Source organism: Klenkia marina (assembly GCF_900101025.1).
Lineage (GTDB): Bacteria > Actinomycetota > Actinomycetes > Mycobacteriales > Geodermatophilaceae > Klenkia > Klenkia marina.
Window position 1 is genome coordinate 89362 of sequence record NZ_FMUH01000004.1, and the last position, 17598, is coordinate 106959.

Consider the following 17598-nt stretch of genomic DNA (forward strand, 5'->3'; position numbering starts at 1 on the left):
CCCAGTGTGCCCCGAGCAGCTGGGCGTCCGCCGGTCAGCGGTGGGCGGTGATCCGTCCGGGGGAGGAGACGACCACGACGTCGCCGACCACGGCCGTGCGGGCGCCGGCGGGGAGGGCGCCGGGGAGGGTGGACCGGGACACCTCGGCGCCGGTGACGGCGTCGCGTCGCACGAGCGCGCCGTCCTCGGGGACGAGCACGGTGGCCGGCGCGGCCTTGGCGTCACCGGCGGCGGGCAGCCCGGACGCGGCGACCGACCAGCGCAGTGCCCCCGTGCCGGCGTCGAGGGCGAGGACGGTGCCGCGCGCCCACACCAGCGTCGTGGCGTCCAGCCCGACCTCCAGGACCGGGCCGTCGGGGTCGGGGTCGGCGGGCAGCGCCGTGCTGCCCAGCAGGGTGCCGTCGGCCGGGGCGAGGGAGCGCAGCTCGTCGCCGACGACGACTCCGACGAACCCGTCGGCGCCGGCCAGGCGTGCCGGACCGGCGCCGAGGTCGACGACCCAGCGCTGGGTGCCGGCGAACCCGTCGAGGAGCACGGCCTGCAGCTGGTCGCCGCACTGCTGCAGGGCGGCGACACCGGTGCTGCCGGCCGCGGCGGCGGTGAACCGGCAGCCCTCGGGGGCGGCCTGGTGCCAGCGCAGGTTGTTGCCGGTGGGGTCGACGGTGGCCAGGCCCGTGGGGCTCACCGCGAGGACGACGCGGTCGGTGCTGGTCAGGGTGGCGTCGGCGCGGAAGCCCACCGACCGGTACCAGAGCCGCTCACCGGTGCCGGCGCGCAGCGCGGTGAGCTCGTTGCACCGACCGCCGGTGGAGAACAGCACGACGACCAGCTGGTCGACCGTCGTCGCCCCGCACAGCCGTGCACCGGCGCGGGTGTAGTGCCAGGCCTCGGTGCCGGTGGCCGGGTCGAGCAGGGCCACGCCGTCGGTCGAGGTGCGCAGCACGCGTGCGTCGGCGACCACGTCCCCGGTCGTCGGGCCGTCGGTGCTGGTCGACCACGCCTCGCTGAGCTGCGCGGCCGGCGACCCCGTGGCCGGCGCGGGCGCCGCGGCGGTGGTGCTCGAGGTCGCCGCGGCGTCGGAGCTGCGCCAGGCCAGGACGGCGACGACGACCACCACGAGGGTGACCGCCGTCCACACCAGGACCCGGACGGGGGGACGGTGCACGGGGCTCACGCCCAGATGGTGCCCGACCGTCCGGGTGGGGTGGTCAGGAGGCGGCGGTCTCGCCGCCTCCTGAGCGCCCGGCGCCCCCGCGGCGACGGCGACGGCGCGGCCGGGGAGCCCCGCCCTCGGCCGGTGCACCCTCGGCGGCCGCCCCGGCCGTCGAGTCGCCCTCGGCAGCGGCTGCGGCACCCGCCGCGGCCTCGCCGTTGCCCCGGGTGCGCCGGCGCGGCCGGCTCTTGCGCGGACCGGCCGCGGGGGTCTCCTCCGCCGGCGCCTCGCGGCCCGGGCCCGACCCGCCGGAGCGGCCGCCACGGTCGCCGCCGCGGTCACCGGTGCGCTGGCGCTTGCCGGTCTCGCCGAGGTCCTCCAGCGACTCGGCGTCCAGGCCCTCGCGGGTGCGCTGGGCGCGGGGGAGCCGCCCGGTGGCCGTCGTCGGCACGTCGAGGTCGGTGTAGACCCACGGGGAGGTCGAGTACGTCTCCGGCGGGTCGGCGAAGTCGAGGTCGAGCGCCTTGTTGATCAGCTGCCAGCGGGGGATGTCGTCCCAGTCGACCAGCGTGACGGCGACGCCGGTGCTGCCCGCGCGGCCGGTGCGGCCGATGCGGTGCACGTAGGTCTTCTCGTCCTCGGGGCACTGGTAGTTGACGACGTGGCTGACGCCCGTGACGTCGATGCCGCGGGCGGCGACGTCGGTGGCGACCAGGACGTCGACCTTGCCGGCCCGGAAGGCGCGCAGTGCCTGCTCGCGGGCGCCCTGGCCCAGGTCGCCGTGCACGGCGGCGGCGGCGAACCCGCGGTCGACCAGCTCGTCGGACACCTTCTGCGCCGTGCGCTTGGTGCGGCAGAAGACCATGACCAGGCCGCGGTCGCGGGACTGCAGCACGCGCGAGAGCAGCTCGGGCTTGTCCAGGTTGTGCGCCCGGTAGATGAACTGGGTGGTCTGCGGGACCGTGGAGCCCTCGTCGTTGCCGTGCGCCCGGATGTGGGTCGGCTGCGACATGAACGACCGCGACAGCGTCACGATCGGCCCCGGCATGGTGGCCGAGAACAGCATGGTCTGCCGCTTGGTCGGGACCATGGCGAGGATGCGCTCGATGTCGGGCAGGAAGCCCAGGTCGAGCATCTCGTCGGCCTCGTCGAGCACCAGGCCGCCGACCTTGCCCAGGATCAGGTCACCGCGCTGGGCCAGGTCGAGCAGCCGGCCGGGGGTGCCGACGACCACCTCGACGCCGGCCTGCAGCGCCGCGATCTGCGGCTCGAAGGCGCGGCCGCCGTAGATCGCGTGCACCCGGATCCCGCGGCGGGCACCGGCGGCGGCGAGGTCGCGGGAGACCTGCACGCACAGCTCGCGGGTGGGGACGACGACCAGCGCCTGCGGGACGCCGTCGGCGCCCTCGGACGGCGGCGTGACCCGCTGCAGCAGCGGGACGCCGAAGCCCAGCGTCTTGCCGGTGCCGGTGCGCGCCTGGCCGATGAGGTCGTTGCCGCTCAGGGCGAGGGGGAGCGTGAGCTCCTGGATGGCGAACGTGCGGGTGATCCCGACGTCGGCCAGCGACGCGATGATGTCGGGGTGCACGTCGAAGTCGCTGAACAACGGCGCGTCGGGGGGCACGGGGGCGCCGCCGAGCTCGTCGATCTGCTGCTCGAGCTGCTCGGGGGCGGGTGCCCCCGACTCGGCGTGGTCGACCTCGGGGGTCTGCGGGGTGTCGTTCGGGGTGTGCTCTGTGGTGGTCAGTGCTCTCGCCTCGGTCCGGAGGGGACCGCTGCGGCGTCGTGTGCCGACGCGCTGCGGCCCGGTCGTCTTCTTCGATCCAGCGCCGACGCGGCCAGCAGACCGGGCGTCGTGGGGCAGACAGGCCCGGGGACCGACCGTGGTGCCGCCGCCGTCACGGGCGGGGTTCCGACGGGCGTCGTCCAGCGGTCATCAGCGCACACGGAGAGCGAGCCGTGCGGCTCGCCGCGGCCATCCTACCTCGGGATACGGTCCGACCCGGCCCCGCGCTGCGGTGCGGGTCACCCGCGCCCGCCCGGGAGCGGACCCGCGCAGTCGAGGAGGCACCCGCGTGAGCGCGCTCAACACGGTGGAACCGGCGGTCGTGGACCTGCTGGGGGTGCTGGCCTACGCGGAGCTGACCGCCTTCGACCGGCTGGCCGAGGACGCCCGGTTGGCCCCCACGCTGGAGGGGCACGCGGCCCTGGCCCGCATGGCCGCCGCGGAGATCGGCCACCACCAGCGGCTGTGCGACCGGCTGCGCGAGCTCGACGTCGAGCCGGCCCGCGCCATGGCCCCCTTCGTGCGGCCGCTGGACGCCTTCCACGACTCCACCCGTGCCAGCACCTGGCTGGAGGGGCTGGTCAAGGCCTACGTCGGGGACGGGCTGGCGACGGACTTCTACCGCGAGGTCGCCGCGTTCCTGCCCGAGCCCGACCGCACCCTGGTGCTGGAGACCCTGGCCGACAGCGGGCACGCGCAGTTCGCCGTCCGGGAGGTACGGGCCGCGATCGCGGCGGACCGGCGGGTCGGCGGGCGTCTGGCCCTGTGGGCCCGGCGACTGGTGGGCGAGGCGCTGACCCAGTCGCAGGCCGTCATCGCCGAGCGCGACGGCCTGGCCGACCTGCTGATCACCGGCACCGGCGACCTCAACGGCATCGCCGACCTGCTCACCCGCCTGACCACGGCGCACGGCGAGCGGATGAGCGCGCTGGGCCTGGCCGGCTGATGAGGTAGCTCCCGCACGGGAGTGGCAGGTAGGAGAACCCGACCACCACGAGGTAGGGAGGTCCGGCGGGACGGGGGTCGGAGACCTCCTCCCACCGGACCTCGGACACGCTCAGCACATCAGGGGAACGGCACCTGGCCGCGGTGCGATCCGGAGGATCGCGATGTCACGGCCCGGCGATGAAGCCGACGCGCCGGGTGTCGGCCTCGGCGATCTCGACGTAGGCGATCCGGTCGGTGGGGACGACGATGCGGCGCCCGCGCTCGTCGACCAGGGTGAGCAGGCCGTCCTTCGAGCCGGTCATGGCCTTGGAGACCTCGGCCGCGATCTCGTCGGGGGTGTTCGGGCTGTCGATGACCAGCTCGCGGGGGGAGTGCTGAACACCGATCTTGACTTCCACGCTGGAGATGCCTCCTCAGGTCTGGCGGCCGCTCTGGCTGCTGCCCCCGACGCTAGTCCAGCCGGGGCGGGTCGGTGGCCCGCCGAGGTGCGCTGAGCGCGAACGGCTCAGGAGCGGGTCGGGTGGTCGGCGTCGCCCAGCCGCGGGAAGCCCGAGATGCCCCGCCAGGACAGCGAGCTCATCAGCGCCACGGCCTCGTCCCGGGACACGGTGCCCTTGCGCGGCAGCCACCAGCGCGCGCTGGTCTCGGCCAGCCCGGTCATGCCCGAGGCCAGCAGCAGGGCGCGTTCCTGGTCGACCCCGGTGTCGGCGGCGATCACCTCGGCGATGGCCTCGACGCAGCCCCGCGTGCCCTCGTCGACGATGCGGCGGACCTCCTCGTCGTTGCGCAGGTCGGACTCGAACACCAGCCGGAACGCCTCGCCGTCGGCGTCGACGAAGTCGAAGTAGGCCCCGACCGCGCCGTCGACCCGGGTGCGGTTGTCGTCGGTACCGCTCATCGCCTCGCGCATGCGCTCGGTGAGCTCGCCGACCTGCTGCTCGAGCAGCGCCAGGTACAGCTCGCGCTTGCCGGGGAAGTGCTGGTACAGCACCGGCTTGCTGACCCCGGCGGCCACGGCGATGTCGTCCATGGCCGCGGCGTGGAAGCCCTGGGCGACGAACACCTCCTGCGCCGCGCGCAGCAGCTGGAGCCGGCGGGCGCCCCGCGGCAGGCGGGAGGGGCGGCGGCCGGGTGCGTCGAGGGGCGCGGGCGGTCGGGGAGGCTGCATGGCCCGGCAGATGTTACCGGCGAGTTCGCCCCCGGGTCGCCGGGCGGTCGCCGGGCGGGGAGGTGGTCTACCGTCGCGCGGGTGCCCGACGTCCGACCGGCCCCGGTGACGGCGACCGCGCCCGGTGGCGTGCGCCCGGCGGGGCGCTCCGCCGCCGACCTGCCGGACCTCCCGTCCCCGGTGCCGGCGTGGCCCGGGGAGCAGGTGCCCGCCGACGGCGGCACCGTGTTCCTGCGGCACACGCCCCGCACCGGTGCCGACGAAGGGGCCCGCGCCCTCTACGTGCACGGCCTCGGCGGGGCCTCCACGAACTGGACCGACCTCGCCGCCCTGCTGTCCGGCCGGCTCGAGGGCTTCGCGGTGGACCTGCCCGGCTTCGGCCGCTCGGCGCCGCCGCCGCACGGCCGCTACTCCATCGCCCGTCACGTGCAGGCGGTCGAGGCGGTGCTGGCCGACGTCGCCGCCCGCCCCGGACCCGGTCGGGACCAGCCGGTGCACCTGCTGGGCAACTCCCTCGGCGGCCTGGTCAGCCTGCTCGTCGCCGTCCGCCGTCCCGACCTCGTGGCGACCCTCACCCTGATCTCCCCGGCCATGCCGGTGTACCGGGTGCCGCCGGCGTTCGACCGGGCGATCGCCCTGCTGCTCGTGCCCGGCGTGCCGGCCCTGGCCGAGAAGCGCGTGCGGCTCGGTGCGCCGGAGGACCGCGTGCGGATGACCCTGGAGATGTGCTTCGGCGACCCCGCGCGGGTGCCGCCGGAGCGCTTGGCCGAGGCCGTGGAGGAGATGCGGCTGCGCGACGGGCAGAGCTGGTCCGGTCGGGCGCTGACCCGCAGCATGCGCGGCCTCATGACCTCCTACCTGCGCGTGGGGCGGGCCAACGCCTGGCGGGCGGCCCGCTCCGTCACGGCCCCCGCGCTGGTCGTCTGGGGCGACCGCGACAAGCTGGTCGACCCGCGGCTGGCCCCGCGCCTGGCGACGGCGCTGCCCGACGCCCGGCTGCAGGTGCAGGCCGGCATCGGCCACGTCGCGATGATGGAGGCACCCGAGGACACCGCGCGGGCGGTGCTGGCGATGCTGGAGGAGACCGGCTCCGGACTCCTCGACGGGACGGGTGCGACGGGTGCGACGGGACGGTCCGACACGTCCTCGGCCGGGCCCGACCACGACGGCGGCCCCGCACCGGCGTGAGAACCTGGGACGTGTGACCCGTCCGGACCCCGCCGACCGCGCGGTCGGCGCGTCGGACGGCCAGGGTCCTGGACCCGGCCGTGCGCCGGACCCCCGACCGGGGCTCCCCCCGGTCCCGCGGCCACCGTTGGTCGGCCCCCGGCCGCGCGGCCGGTCCCGCAGCCACTTCCCCCCGGCCCCGGACCCGCTGCCGCGGCCGCTGCCCGGCACGGGCCTGCGCACCACCGCGGGTCCGCTGGTCGCCCGTCGCGACCCGGTCGGCCGCCGGTCGAGCCGTTCGCCCGGGCACGGGCGGGCGGGCGGCGTGCGTGGCGGCTGGGCCACCCGGTTCGCCGCACGCTGGGGGTGGCGGGCCTACGCACTGCCGGTGCTCGCCGTCCTCACCGTCCTGGCCCTGGTCGACGTCGCGGTCACCGGGACCGGGCAGGCCCGCTCCACCAGCGCCGCGACGGCCGTGACCACGGCCCCGGCGACCGACCCCGCCCCCGAGGCCCCCGACGCTGCGGTGCTGCCCACCGACCCGGCGGTGGCCCAGGGCGACGCCGACCCCACCGGCCTCGCCCCGACCACCGGCGCGGCCAGCTACGTCGAGCTCGGAGCGGGCACCGTCGGCGTCGTCGACGGCAGCTCGGCGGTGTACGGCACCGGCCCGCTGCGCCGCTTCGTCGTGGAGGTCGAGGACGGCATCGGGATGGACGGCCCCGCCTTCGCCGCAGCGGTCGAGGCCACCCTCGGGGACCCGCGGTCCTGGGGCCACGACGGCGCGATGAGCTTCCAGCGCGTCGGGGCCGCCGAGGCCGCCGCCGGGGACTACGACTTCCGGGTCAGCCTGATCAGCCCCGGCAGCATGGAGACCTACTGCCCCGGCGTCGGCACCGGCGGGTACACCTCCTGCCGCTACGGCGAGCGCGCGGTGATCAACCTGGCCCGGTGGGAGACCGCCGTCCCCGACTACGCCGGCGACATCGCCACCTACCGGCAGTACGTGGTCAACCACGAGGTCGGTCACGCCCTGGGCAACGGGCACCAGCCCTGCCCCGGTCCCGGTGAGCTCGCGCCGGTCATGCAGCAGCAGACCCTCGGCCTGCAGGGGTGCGCGAAGAACGCCTGGCCCTACCCCTGAGCACCCACCCGCAGCAGCGGGAAGAGGGGCGGCTGGCAGGCTGTTGGGGCTCGTGAGGACGCCGTCCCCAGCTGCCAGACCCCGCACGCAAGGAGCCCCGACGTGTCGTTGCCACCCCTGGTGGAGCCCGCCGCCGACCTCTCGATCGACGAGGTCCGCCGCTACAGCCGCCACCTGATCATCCCCGACGTCGGGATGGACGGGCAGAAGCGGCTGAAGAACGCCAAGGTGCTCGCCGTCGGCGCCGGTGGGCTGGGCTCGCCCGTGCTGATGTACCTGGCCGCCGCCGGGGTCGGCACGCTGGGCATCGTCGAGTTCGACGTCGTCGACGAGTCCAACCTGCAGCGCCAGATCATCCACGGTGCCTCCGACGTGGGCCGCTCCAAGGCCGAGAGCGCGCGCGACTCCGTCAAGGAGATCAACCCGCTGGTCGACGTCCGGCTGCACGAGACCCGGCTGGACTCCTCGAACGTCGAGGAGATCTTCAGCCAGTACGACCTGATCGTCGACGGCACCGACAACTTCGCCACCCGCTACCTGGTCAACGACGCCTGCGTGCTGCTGGGCAAGCCCTACGTCTGGGGCTCGATCTACCGCTTCGACGGCCAGGTGTCGGTGTTCTGGGCCGAGCACGGCCCGAACTACCGCGACCTCTACCCCGTGCCCCCGCCGCCGGGGATGGTGCCCTCGTGCGCCGAGGGCGGCGTGCTCGGTGTGCTCTGCGCGACCATCGGCGCCATCCAGGCCACCGAGGCGGTCAAGCTGATCACCGGCATCGGTGACTCGCTGCTGGGCCGGCTGATGGTCTACGACGCCCTGGAGATGACCTTCCGCACGATTAAGGTGCGCAAGGACCCCGAGGCCGAGCCCATCACCGGGCTCATCGACTACGAGGCGTTCTGCGGCGTCGTGTCCGACGAGGCGCAGGCTGCCGCGGCCGGCTCGACGATCACCGTCGACGAGCTCAAGGACATGATGGACGCCGGCAAGGACTTCGAGCTGATCGACGTCCGCGAGCCCAACGAGTACGAGATCGTCTCGATCCCCGGTGCGCGCCTGGTGCCCAAGGACGAGATCCTCTCCGGCCGCGCCCTGTCGACCCTGCCGCAGGACAAGCCGATCGTGCTGCACTGCAAGACCGGCGTGCGCTCGGCCGAGGCGCTGGCCGCGGTCAAGGCGGCGGGCTTCTCCGACGCCGTCCACGTGCAGGGCGGCGTCACCGCCTGGGCGACGCGCATCGACAAGGCCCTCCCGACCTACTGACGCAGGTCCCGCGCACCGGCCCCTCGCCCCCACGGGTGGGGGGCCGGTGCGTTTGACTGAGCAGGTGGATCCCCGGCAGGTGCTGTTGCTCGAGCTCTTCCAGCGGGCGCAAGCCCAGGTCACCGATGCTGTCGACGCCGTCGAGCCGCAGCAGTGGGACGCCGTCGTCCTGCCCGGGTGGACCGTGGCCGACCTCGTCGCGCACCTCGTCGCCGGCCAGCTGCACGAGCCCCTGCTGGTCGACGACGACCCGGTCCCGGCCGCGATGCCGACGGGGACCGAGGACCTGCTCGCCGGCGACCCGCTCGGCTCGTGGGAGGCCGCCGCCGACGGCGCGCTGACCGTGTGGGCGGTGCCGCGGGACCTCGACGTGCCCGTGCCGGTCGCGGGCGGGGCCCAGCAGCGGGTACCCGCCGCGGTGCACCTCATGGACCTCGTCGTCCAGCTGCTGGTGCACTCCTGGGACCTGGCGCGGGCGACCGGTTCGGACCCGGTGGGCGATGCCGACCTGGTCGAGGCGGCCTGGGAGCACGCCCGACGCCACCCCGTGCGCCCCGGGGTGCCCGGTCTCCCCGTGCCTTCCGCGGATCCCGACGGCGCCGGTCCGGCCGGCGCCCCGTCCCCGGCGGTCGGCACCGATCCGCGGTCCGGCCTGCTCGCCGTGTACGGACGGCGAGCGTGATCATCTCGTGACCGGTTCGACCGGCCCGGGACGACCCGTGGCCCTACGATCCGGGTCGGTACGGTCCGCACCAGCTGGAGGTCCCCGATGAGTCAGCCGCCCTACGGCAACCCGCAGCACGGCGGGCAGCCGCCGTTCGGCCAGCAGCCCGGGGGCGAGCCGCCGACCGAGGCGTTCGGCCAGCAGGGCGGGTCCTCCGGCGGGTGGGGCGCCCAGCAGCCCACCCAGCAGTTCGGCCAGCCGGGCCAGCCCGGGTTCGGTCAGCAGGGCCCCGGGCAGCAGGGCCCGCCGCCGACCCAGCAGTTCGGCCAGCCCGGCTACGGCCAGCCCGGCCAGCCCGGCGGGGCGCCCTACGGTCAGCCCGGTTCGCCCGGCGGGGCGCCGTACGGCCAGCCCGGCTTCGGAGGCCCCGGTGGGCCGTCCGGCCCCGGGGGTCCCGGCGGTCCGGGTGGGCCGGGGGGTCCCTTCGGCGGTCAGCCGCCGGCTCCCGGCGGGAACAACAAGGGCCTGATCATCGGTGCGGTGGCCGCCCTCGTGGTCGCCATCGCGGTCGGGGTCACCCTGTTCCTCACCCTCGGTGGCGACGACTCCGACGACGTCGTGACCACCCCGACGGCCACCTCCACGACCGCCACGACGTCGTCGTCCTCGGAGTCCTCGTCGGAGTCCTCGTCGTCGGCGTCCTCGACCTCGTCCTCCTCCGGCTCCGACGAGGAGGAGGAGTTCCTGGCCACGCTGCCCAGCGACTTCACCGACTGCGAGCCCGCGACCCCGAGCGACGACGGCTCCACCAACGCCGCCGAGTGCGGTGCGGCGCTGACGCAGCCCGGTCCCCAGGGCGCCACGTTCTACGAGTACCCGGACCAGTCCACGATGGACTCGGTGTTCCAGACCGACGTGACCGGTGCCGGTCTCACCGAGCTCACGGGCGACCAGGACTGCACGACCGCGGTCGGCTACTTCCCCTGGGCGACCGACGACCGCAGCCAGACCGGCATGGTCGGGTGCGGCATCAACACCAACGGCACGGTCGTGGTCGTATGGACCGACGACCAGTACACGATCGAGGGCATCGCCGTGGCCACCGGCACCACGCAGGCCGACGTCGCCAGCCTGTACACGTGGTGGCAGGCCAACAGCAACTACAACTGAGCGACCGCACCGGGGGGCGACCCGTGACCCGACCGGCCGAGGACGTGGACGAGGCGGTGTTCGACGTCGTCGAGCGCGTCCCGGCCGGTCGCGTCACGACCTACGGCGACGTCGGGCGGCTCGTCGGGGTCGGTCCCCGGCGGGTCGCCCGGGCGCTCTCGCAGGGGGGCGCCGCGGTGCCCTGGTTCCGCGTGGTCCGCGCCGACGGCACGGCGGCCGAACCGGTGCGGGCCCGTCAGCTGGCCCTGCTGGCGGCCGAGGGCGTCCCGGTCCGGGGCCAGCGGGTGGACCTCGACGCCGTCCGCTGGTCCGGCTGACCCCACGCCCCGCCCGGTCCTGTCGGACCTTCGTGGTGTCATCGCGGCCATGACGACCACGGGCACCGCTGCACCGGCCTACCGGCTCGTCGTCCCGCCGCCGAGCAGCGTGGCGCGCCCCGAGCTCGACCCCACCCAGCAGGTCGTCGTCGACCACACCGGTGGCCCGTTGCTCGTGCTCGCCGGCCCCGGCACGGGCAAGACCACCACGGTCGTCGAGGCGGTCGCCCGGCGCATCGAGGCGGGGGTGGGCCCCGAGCGCATCCTGGTGCTCACCTTCAGCCGCAAGGCCGCCGCTGAGCTGCGCACCCGCATCGCGGCGCGCGTCGGCCGCACCATCCGCGAGCCGGTCGCCCGCACCTTCCACTCCTACGCGTTCGGGGTGCTCCACCGGGCCGCGGCGCTGCGCGGCGACCCGCCGCCCCGGCTGCTCACCTCCGCCGAGCAGGACCTCACGGTGGGCCGGCTGCTGGCCGGCGACGCCGAGGACGACGGCGTCGCGTGGCCCACCGACCTCGAGCCCGCGCTGCGCACCGCCGGGTTCCGGCGCGAGCTGCGCGAGCTGCTGCTGCGGGCCACCGAGCGGGGGGTCGACCCCGGGCGGCTGGCCGAGCTGGGGCACGCCCTCGACCGCCCCCACTGGGTGGCTGCGGCCCGGTTCGCCCGGCAGTACGACGACGTCACCGGCCTGGAGACCGCGTTCCAGGGGTCGGGCAGCGGGTACGACCCGGCCGAGCTGGTCCGGGCCGCGATCGACGAGCTACGGGCCGACGACGCCCTGCTGCGGCAGGAGCAGCTCCGGTCGAGCTGGCTGTTCGTCGACGAGTACCAGGACACCGACCCGGCCCAGGTCGAGCTGCTGCACCTGCTGTCCGGGGCCGGCCGCGACCTCGTGGTCGTCGGCGACCCCGACCAGGCCATCTACGCCTTCCGCGGGTCCGAGCCCCGGGGCATCGCGGAGTTCACCGACCGCTTCCGGCACCGCGACGGCCGACCGGCCCAGCGGGTGTCGCTGGGGGTGTGCCGCCGGTCGGGGGCCACGCTGCTCGAGGTCAGTCGGCGGGTGGCCGCCGGCCTGCCGGGCCCGTGGGAGCACCGGCAGCTGGTCCCCGGGGTCGATGGTGCGCCGGGGCACGCCGAGGTGCACGTGTTCGACACGCCCGCGGTCGAGGCGGCGCACGTCGCCGACACCCTGCGCCGGGCCCACCTGCTCGACGGCCTCCCGTGGTCGTCGATGGCCGTGGTCGTGCGCACCTCGAGCGCCTTGGCCCCCGTGCGCCGGGCCCTGGCCCAGGCCGGGGTGCCGGTGGCGGTGTCCGCAGACGACCTCGCGCTGGCCCAGCAGCCCGCCGTCGAACCGCTGCTGGCGGCGCTGCGCTCGTTGCTGCCCGCCGGTGGGCCCGCTCCGGCCGGGCTCACCGAGCCCGGCGCCGAGGCCCTGCTGGCCTCGCCGCTGGGCGGGGCCACCGTGCTCGACCTCCGCCGGCTGCGCCGGGCGACCCGCCGCGCCCTGGTGGCCCGCGGCGTGGACCCGGCCGAGCGCGGCACCCCCCTGGCCGACCTGCTGGCCGACGCCACGCTGCTCGACGCCGTCCCCCCGCCGGTGGCCCGCGCGGCGGTCCGCGTGGCGGGGGTGCTGGCCGCCGGACGGGTCGCCCTGCTGCGCGAGGGGTCGGCCGAGGACGTGCTGTGGGCCATGTGGCAGGCCAGCGGGCTGGCGCCGGTGTGGGCGGCCCTCAGCGCCGCCGGTGGCCCGCCCGGGGCCGTGGCCGACCGCGACCTCGACGCCGTCGTCGCCCTGTTCGACGCCGCGGCCCGGTTCGTCGACCGCCTGCCCGGCGCCCAGGTGGCCGACTTCGTCGACCACTTCGGCGCCCAGGAGCTGCCCGGCGACGGGGGTGCCGCCCGCGCTCCCGAGGGCCAGACGGTGCGGTTGCTCACCGCGCACGCGTCCAAGGGCCTGGAGTGGGACCTCGTGTGCGTCGTGGGGGTGCAGGAGGGCGTCTGGCCCGATCTGCGCACCCGTGCCAGCCTGCTCGGTGCCGAGGACCTCGTCGAGGTCGCGGCCGGCACCGACGTCACCGACGTCGACCGCCGCACGCTGGCCCTGGCCGAGGAGCGCCGCCTGTTCTACGTGGCGGTCACCCGGGCGCGGCGACGGCTGGTGGTGACCGCCGTCGACGGCGGCCTGGAGGGCGGCGACGTCGGGGCCAACGCCTCCCGGTTCCTCGACCTGGTCGCCCCGCCCCGCCCCGACGACGCAGGCGCCGACGGCGGCCGCCCGCACACCCCGCTCCCGCGGGCGCTGACCCTGCCCGCACTCGTCGCCGAGCTGCGCCGCGCGCTCACCGACCCGCACACCCCTGCCGGCCGGCGGCGCAGCGCTGCCGCGGTGCTGCGCCGCCTGGCCGAGGAACGGGTCCCCGGTGCCGACCCGGCGTCGTGGTGGGGGCTCGCGCCGCTGTCCGACGACGCCCCGCTCGTCGACCCCGGCGCCGTGGTCCGCGTGCGGCCCTCGGCGGTGGACACCTTCCAGCGGTGCCCCCTGCGGTGGGTGCTGGGTGCCGTCGGCGCGGAGGCCTCGCCCGAGACCACCCGCACCGTCGGGTCGGCGGTGCACGACGTCGCCCAGCAGGTGGCCGAGGGGTTGCCCGCCGATCGCGCCCCCGAGGTGCTCGCGGCCGAGCTCGACCAGCTCGACCTGGGCCCGGGGTGGTTCGACCAGCGCCAGCGGGACCGCGCCCAGGAGATGCTGGCCAAGTTCCTCGCCTGGCACGCGCGTGCCGACCGCGAGCTGGTGGCCGCCGAGCACGACTTCGACGTCGTCGTCGGCCGTGCCCGGCTGCGTGGTCAGGTCGACCGGCTCGAGCGCGACGACGCCGGCCGGCTGGTGGTGGTCGACCTCAAGACCGGCAAGACCGCCCCGCGCGCCGTCGCCGAGCACGGCCAGCTGGCGGCCTACCAGGTCGCCGTCGCCGAGGGCGCCTTCGCCGAGCACGGCACCGTGCCCGGCGGGGCGGCGCTGCTGCAGGTCGGCGGCAGCCAGAAGGCGGCGAAGGAGCACGTGCAACCGCCGCTGCCACCCGACGTCCCGGCGCGCGGCACCTGGGCCGGCGAGCTGGTCGCCGAGGTCGGCGAGGGCATGGGGGCGGGCAGCTTCCTGGCCCGTACCGACACCGACTGCGAGCGGTGCGCCTTCCGGCGCAGCTGCCCGGTGCAGGAGTCGGGCCGGCAGGTGACCCGGTGAGCCGGCACGGCACCCCGCCCGAGGGGCAGCTGACCTTCGACCTCCCCGGGTTCGTCGAGCCCCGGGCCGCCGCGGTCCCCGAGCTGCTCGACCCGGCCGAGGTGGCTCGGCGCTGCGGGCTGTCCTACGCCCCGTCGGCCGAGCAGGCGCAGGTCGTGCAGGCGCCGGTCGACCGCCCCATGGTGGTGGTCGCCGGTGCCGGGTCGGGCAAGACCGAGACGATGGCCGCCCGGGTGGCCTGGCTGGTGGCCAACCAGCTGGTGGCCCCCGAGGCGGTGCTGGGGCTCACCTTCACCCGCAAGGCCGCCAGCGAGCTCGGCGCCCGCATCCGGCTGCGCCTGGGGGCGCTGGCCACCCACCCCGACACCGAGCCGCAGCTGCGCGAGCGGCTGGAGATCGCGCAGCCCACGGTCGCGACCTACCACGGCTACGCGGCGGGCATCGTCGCCGAGCACGGGCTGCGCATCGGCGTCGAGCCCGGCGCCGGCGTACTCGGTCCGGCCATGTGCTGGGGTCAGGCGGCCACGGCCGTCGCCGCGCACACCGGTGACATGAGCGACGTGGCCCTCGGTCTGGTCACCACCACCGAGGACGTCCTGCAGCTGGCGGCCGAGCTGGGCGAGCACGACATCACCCCCGACCGGTTGCGGTCCTGGACCGCCCGGCTCCAGGCCCAGGTTCACGCCTACCCGGTCACCGGCCGCACCAAGGGGCCCTACGCCGACGTGCTCAAGATGCTCGCCCGCCAGCGGGCCCGGGTCGCGCTGCTGCCCATGGTGGAGGCCTTCGAGGCGCGCAAGCGGGCCGCCGGGGCCATCGACTACGCCGACCAGGTGGCCGCAGCCGCCCGCGCGGCGACCGGGTCCCCCGAGGTGGGCCGCCGCGAGCGCGCCCGCTGGCGGGTGGTGCTGCTCGACGAGTACCAGGACACCTCGGTCGGGCAGCTGCGCATGCTCGAGGCGCTGTTCGGCGGCGCGGCCCACCACCCGGTGCTGGCCGTCGGCGACCCGCGCCAGTCCATCTACGGCTGGCGGGGGGCCTCGGCCGGCACCATCGAGAGGTTCTCCCGCACCTTCCCCGGCGCGCCGGGCCGGCCGGCCGAGCGGCTGACGCTGTCCACCAGCTGGCGCAACGACGACGCCGTCCTGGCCGTGGCCAACCGGGTCGCGGCCGAGCTGCCCCAGCCCGTCCGCGCCGACCCGCTGCCCGACCTCACGGCCGCGCCCACGGCCGGGCCGGGCGAGGTGCGGGTGGGCCTGTACGCGACGGTGGCCGAGGAGACCGCGGCCCTGGCCGACCGGCTGGCCGCCGAGTGGCACGGTCCCGGCGACGCCGGCCCGGGCGACGCCGGCCCGGGCGACGCCGGCCCGGGCGGGACCGGCCCGGGCGGGACCGGCCCGGGCGGGACCGGCCCCGGCGAGGCCGGTGCGGGGGAGGCCCGTTCGCAGGGTGCCGGCCCGGGGGGCGCCGATCCGTCCGCGACCGGGCCGCAGGTGGACGGCGCGGAGGGGGGCCCGCGCCGGCGCCCGACCGTGGCCGTCCTGGCCCGTCGCCGCGCCCAGCTGCCGGGCATCGCCGCAGCGCTGCGCGAGCGCGGCCTCCCCGTCGAGGTCGTCGGACTGGGTGGGCTGCTCGACGTGCCCGAGGTGATCGACGTGGTCGCCACCCTCACCGTGCTGGTCGACCCGACCGCCGGCGACGCCCTCGGGCGCCTGCTCACCGGGGCCCGCTGGCGCATCGGGCCCCGAGACCTCGCCGCCCTGGAGGCCCGCGCGCGGGTCCTGGTCCGCGACCGGCGACCCGCCCCGGACGGGGACGCAGGCACCGGCGGCGGGGCGGTCGCCGGTCCGGCCCCCGACCCCACGACGGCCCCGGCGCTGCCCACCGAGCGCGGCAGCATCGTCGAGGCCCTCGACGACCTGGGGGCACCGGTGGGGTACTCGGCCGACGGCTACCGGCGGCTGCGCCGCCTCGGCGCCGAGCTCGGCGCCCTCCGCGGCCGGCTCGGCGCCCCGCTGCCCGACCTGGTCGACGAGGTGGTGCGCACCCTGGGGCTGGAGACCGAGCTGGCCAGCCATCCCGACGCCAGCCCGGGCGGGGCCCGGGTGCACCTCGACGCCCTGCACGCGGTGGCGGCCGAGTTCGCCGACCTGGCCGAGCTGCCGTCGCTGCCGGCGTTCCTGGGCTACCTGTCCGACGCCGAGGTCCGCGAGCGCGGCCTGGAGCCCGGCGAGGTCGCGGTCAACCCCGACGCGGTGCAGCTGCTCACCGGGCACTCGGCCAAGGGTCTCGAGTGGGACGTCGTCGCCGTCCCCGGCCTCACCGTCGGCCAGTTCCCCAGCCGCACCGACACCTCCGACTCCTGGATCAACGACCCCGGTGCGGTGCCGGCCGAGCTGCGGCTCACCGACCGCGACGACCTCCCCGCGCTGCGGCTGCCCGTGCCGGGCTCCGGCGACCAGGCCGCGGTCCGTGACGCGCTCGCCGACTACGTCGCCGAGTGGAAGGCGTTCGGCACCGCCGAGGAGGTCCGCCTGGGCTACGTGGCGGTGACCCGGGCCCGGCACCTGCTCCTGTGCTCGGGCAGCTGGTGGCGCGACGGGGTCAAGCCCACCGGCCCCTCGTCCCTGCTGCTCGCCGTCCGCGAGGTGGTCGACGGCGGTTCCGTGCGCGGTGCGGTCGACCACTGGGCCGACCCGCCGGCCGACGGCGACACCAACCCGGCGCTGGCCGAGTGGCCCGTGGGCGTCTGGCCGGCCGACCCGCTGTCGGCCGGCCGGCGGCGCGCCCTCACCGCCGCGGCCGAGCTCGTGGCCGGCACCGCGCCGCACCCCCTGGGCGAGCCGGGCCTCGGCGCCGCCGACGACCCGCTGGTCACCGACTGGGTGCGCGACGCCCAGCTGCTGCTGCGCGAACGTGCCGAGTCCGGCCGCAGCGCCACCGAGGTGGTGCTGCCCGGGCACCTGTCGGTCTCGGCCCTGGTGGCCCTCCGGCGCGACCCGGCCGGGCTGGCCCGCCGGCTCCGGCGACCCATGCCCGCCGCGCCTGCCCCGTTGGCCCGGCGGGGCACCGCGTTCCACCTGTGGCTCGAGCAGCGGTTCGGCACCACCCGGCTCATCGACCTCGACGAGCTGCCCGGTTCCGGCGACGCCGACGCCGCCCCCGACGAGGCCCTCGCCGCGCTGCAGGCGGCGTTCCTGGCGGGGGAGTGGGCCGACCGCCAGCCGGTGGAGGTGGAGGCCCCGTTCGAGACGCCGCTGGGGCCGCTGACGCTGCGCGGGCGCATCGACGCCGTCTACGCCGACGCCGACGGGGGGTACGAGGTCATCGACTGGAAGACCGGCCCGGTCCCCGGCGCCGCCGAGCTCTCCGCCGCCGCGGTGCAGCTGGCCGCCTACCGGCTGGGGTGGTCCCGGTTGGCCGGGGTGCCTGTCGACCGGGTCAGCGCCGGGTTCCACCACGTGCTGGCCGGGGTCACGCTCCGCCCCGCCGACCTGCTCGACGAGGCGGGCCTGCTCGCCCTGGTCACCGACGGGCCCGGGGACGGTGCGCGGTGACCGAACCGGGGTGG

At 76.7% G+C, this 17598-nt stretch carries 13 protein-coding genes; 9 read left to right on the plus strand and 4 right to left on the minus strand.

Annotated elements, in window-relative coordinates; all coding sequences use genetic code 11:
* Window positions 1–34 precede the first annotated feature (34 nt).
* The gene (locus tag BLP29_RS12900) at window positions 35–1174 is read right to left on the minus strand and encodes an outer membrane protein assembly factor BamB family protein (protein ID WP_243469932.1); all 1140 of its coding nucleotides are present in this window, start codon (window positions 1172–1174) and stop codon (window positions 35–37) included.
* 34 nt (window positions 1175–1208) lie between these two features.
* Window positions 1209–2777: a DEAD/DEAH box helicase gene (locus tag BLP29_RS12905; protein ID WP_092805102.1), complete on the minus strand. Its 1569-nt coding sequence runs from the start codon at window positions 2775–2777 to the stop codon at window positions 1209–1211.
* 451 nt (window positions 2778–3228) lie between these two features.
* Here BLP29_RS12905 and BLP29_RS12910 point away from each other — a divergent pair, with 451 nt between their 5' ends.
* Window positions 3229–3885 carry a ferritin-like fold-containing protein gene (locus BLP29_RS12910; protein ID WP_207798479.1) on the plus strand — a complete coding sequence of 219 codons (657 nt, stop codon included), beginning with the start codon at window positions 3229–3231 and terminating at the stop codon, window positions 3883–3885.
* Window positions 3886–4051: 166 nt separating this feature from the next.
* On the opposite strand, the gene BLP29_RS12915 is transcribed toward BLP29_RS12910, so the two are convergent.
* Both BLP29_RS12915 and BLP29_RS12920 read right to left on the minus strand, forming a co-directional pair.
* Window positions 4052–4285, minus strand: a complete 234-nt coding sequence (locus BLP29_RS12915) for a DUF3107 domain-containing protein (RefSeq protein WP_092805106.1) — start codon at window positions 4283–4285, stop codon at window positions 4052–4054.
* Window positions 4286–4392: 107 nt separating this feature from the next.
* Entirely contained in the window at window positions 4393–5055 is a 663-nt protein-coding gene (locus tag BLP29_RS12920) for a TetR/AcrR family transcriptional regulator (RefSeq protein WP_092805108.1), read from the minus strand.
* Between the two features lie 81 nt (window positions 5056–5136).
* Here BLP29_RS12920 and BLP29_RS12925 point away from each other — a divergent pair, with 81 nt between their 5' ends.
* The 8 genes from BLP29_RS12925 to BLP29_RS12960 all read left to right on the plus strand — a co-directional run bounded on the left by BLP29_RS12925 (window position 5137) and on the right by BLP29_RS12960 (window position 17584).
* A complete protein-coding gene (locus tag BLP29_RS12925; RefSeq protein ID WP_243469933.1) occupies window positions 5137–6243 on the plus strand; it encodes an alpha/beta fold hydrolase in 1107 nt (368 codons plus the stop codon).
* 127 nt (window positions 6244–6370) lie between these two features.
* Window positions 6371–7366 (plus strand): DUF3152 domain-containing protein, encoded by a 996-nt coding sequence (locus BLP29_RS12930; protein ID WP_092805110.1) that lies wholly within the window; start codon window positions 6371–6373, stop codon window positions 7364–7366.
* A 102-nt stretch (window positions 7367–7468) separates the two neighbouring features.
* Window positions 7469–8629: an adenylyltransferase/sulfurtransferase MoeZ gene (gene moeZ / locus BLP29_RS12935; RefSeq protein WP_092805113.1), complete on the plus strand. Its 1161-nt coding sequence runs from the start codon at window positions 7469–7471 to the stop codon at window positions 8627–8629.
* Between the two features lie 64 nt (window positions 8630–8693).
* Window positions 8694–9311: a maleylpyruvate isomerase N-terminal domain-containing protein gene (locus BLP29_RS12940; protein WP_092805115.1), complete on the plus strand. Its 618-nt coding sequence runs from the start codon at window positions 8694–8696 to the stop codon at window positions 9309–9311.
* A gap of 87 nt (window positions 9312–9398) precedes the next feature.
* Window positions 9399–10463 (plus strand): hypothetical protein, encoded by a 1065-nt coding sequence (locus BLP29_RS12945; protein WP_092805117.1) that lies wholly within the window; start codon window positions 9399–9401, stop codon window positions 10461–10463.
* Between the two features lie 23 nt (window positions 10464–10486).
* Window positions 10487–10780 carry an MGMT family protein gene (locus BLP29_RS12950; protein WP_243469934.1) on the plus strand — a complete coding sequence of 98 codons (294 nt, stop codon included), beginning with the start codon at window positions 10487–10489 and terminating at the stop codon, window positions 10778–10780.
* A gap of 49 nt (window positions 10781–10829) precedes the next feature.
* Window positions 10830–14027, plus strand: a complete 3198-nt coding sequence (locus BLP29_RS21805; protein WP_207798480.1) for an ATP-dependent helicase — start codon at window positions 10830–10832, stop codon at window positions 14025–14027.
* The gene (locus BLP29_RS12960; RefSeq protein ID WP_092805121.1) at window positions 14024–17584 is read left to right on the plus strand and encodes an ATP-dependent helicase; all 3561 of its coding nucleotides are present in this window, start codon (window positions 14024–14026) and stop codon (window positions 17582–17584) included. Before BLP29_RS21805 ends, BLP29_RS12960 begins: the two co-directional genes overlap by 4 nt.
* The last annotated feature ends 14 nt before the right edge of the window (window positions 17585–17598 follow it).

Bases quoted from the DNA above. Each gene is read 5' to 3' on its own strand.
- BLP29_RS12920 (WP_092805108.1), bottom strand. From the start codon at position 5,055: ATGCAGCCTCCCCGACCGCCCGCGCCCCTCGACGCACCCGGCCGCCGC.
- BLP29_RS12945 (WP_092805117.1), top strand. From the start codon at position 9,399: ATGAGTCAGCCGCCCTACGGCAACCCGCAGCACGGCGGGCAGCCGCCG.
- BLP29_RS21805 (WP_207798480.1), top strand. From the start codon at position 10,830: ATGACGACCACGGGCACCGCTGCACCGGCCTACCGGCTCGTCGTCCCG.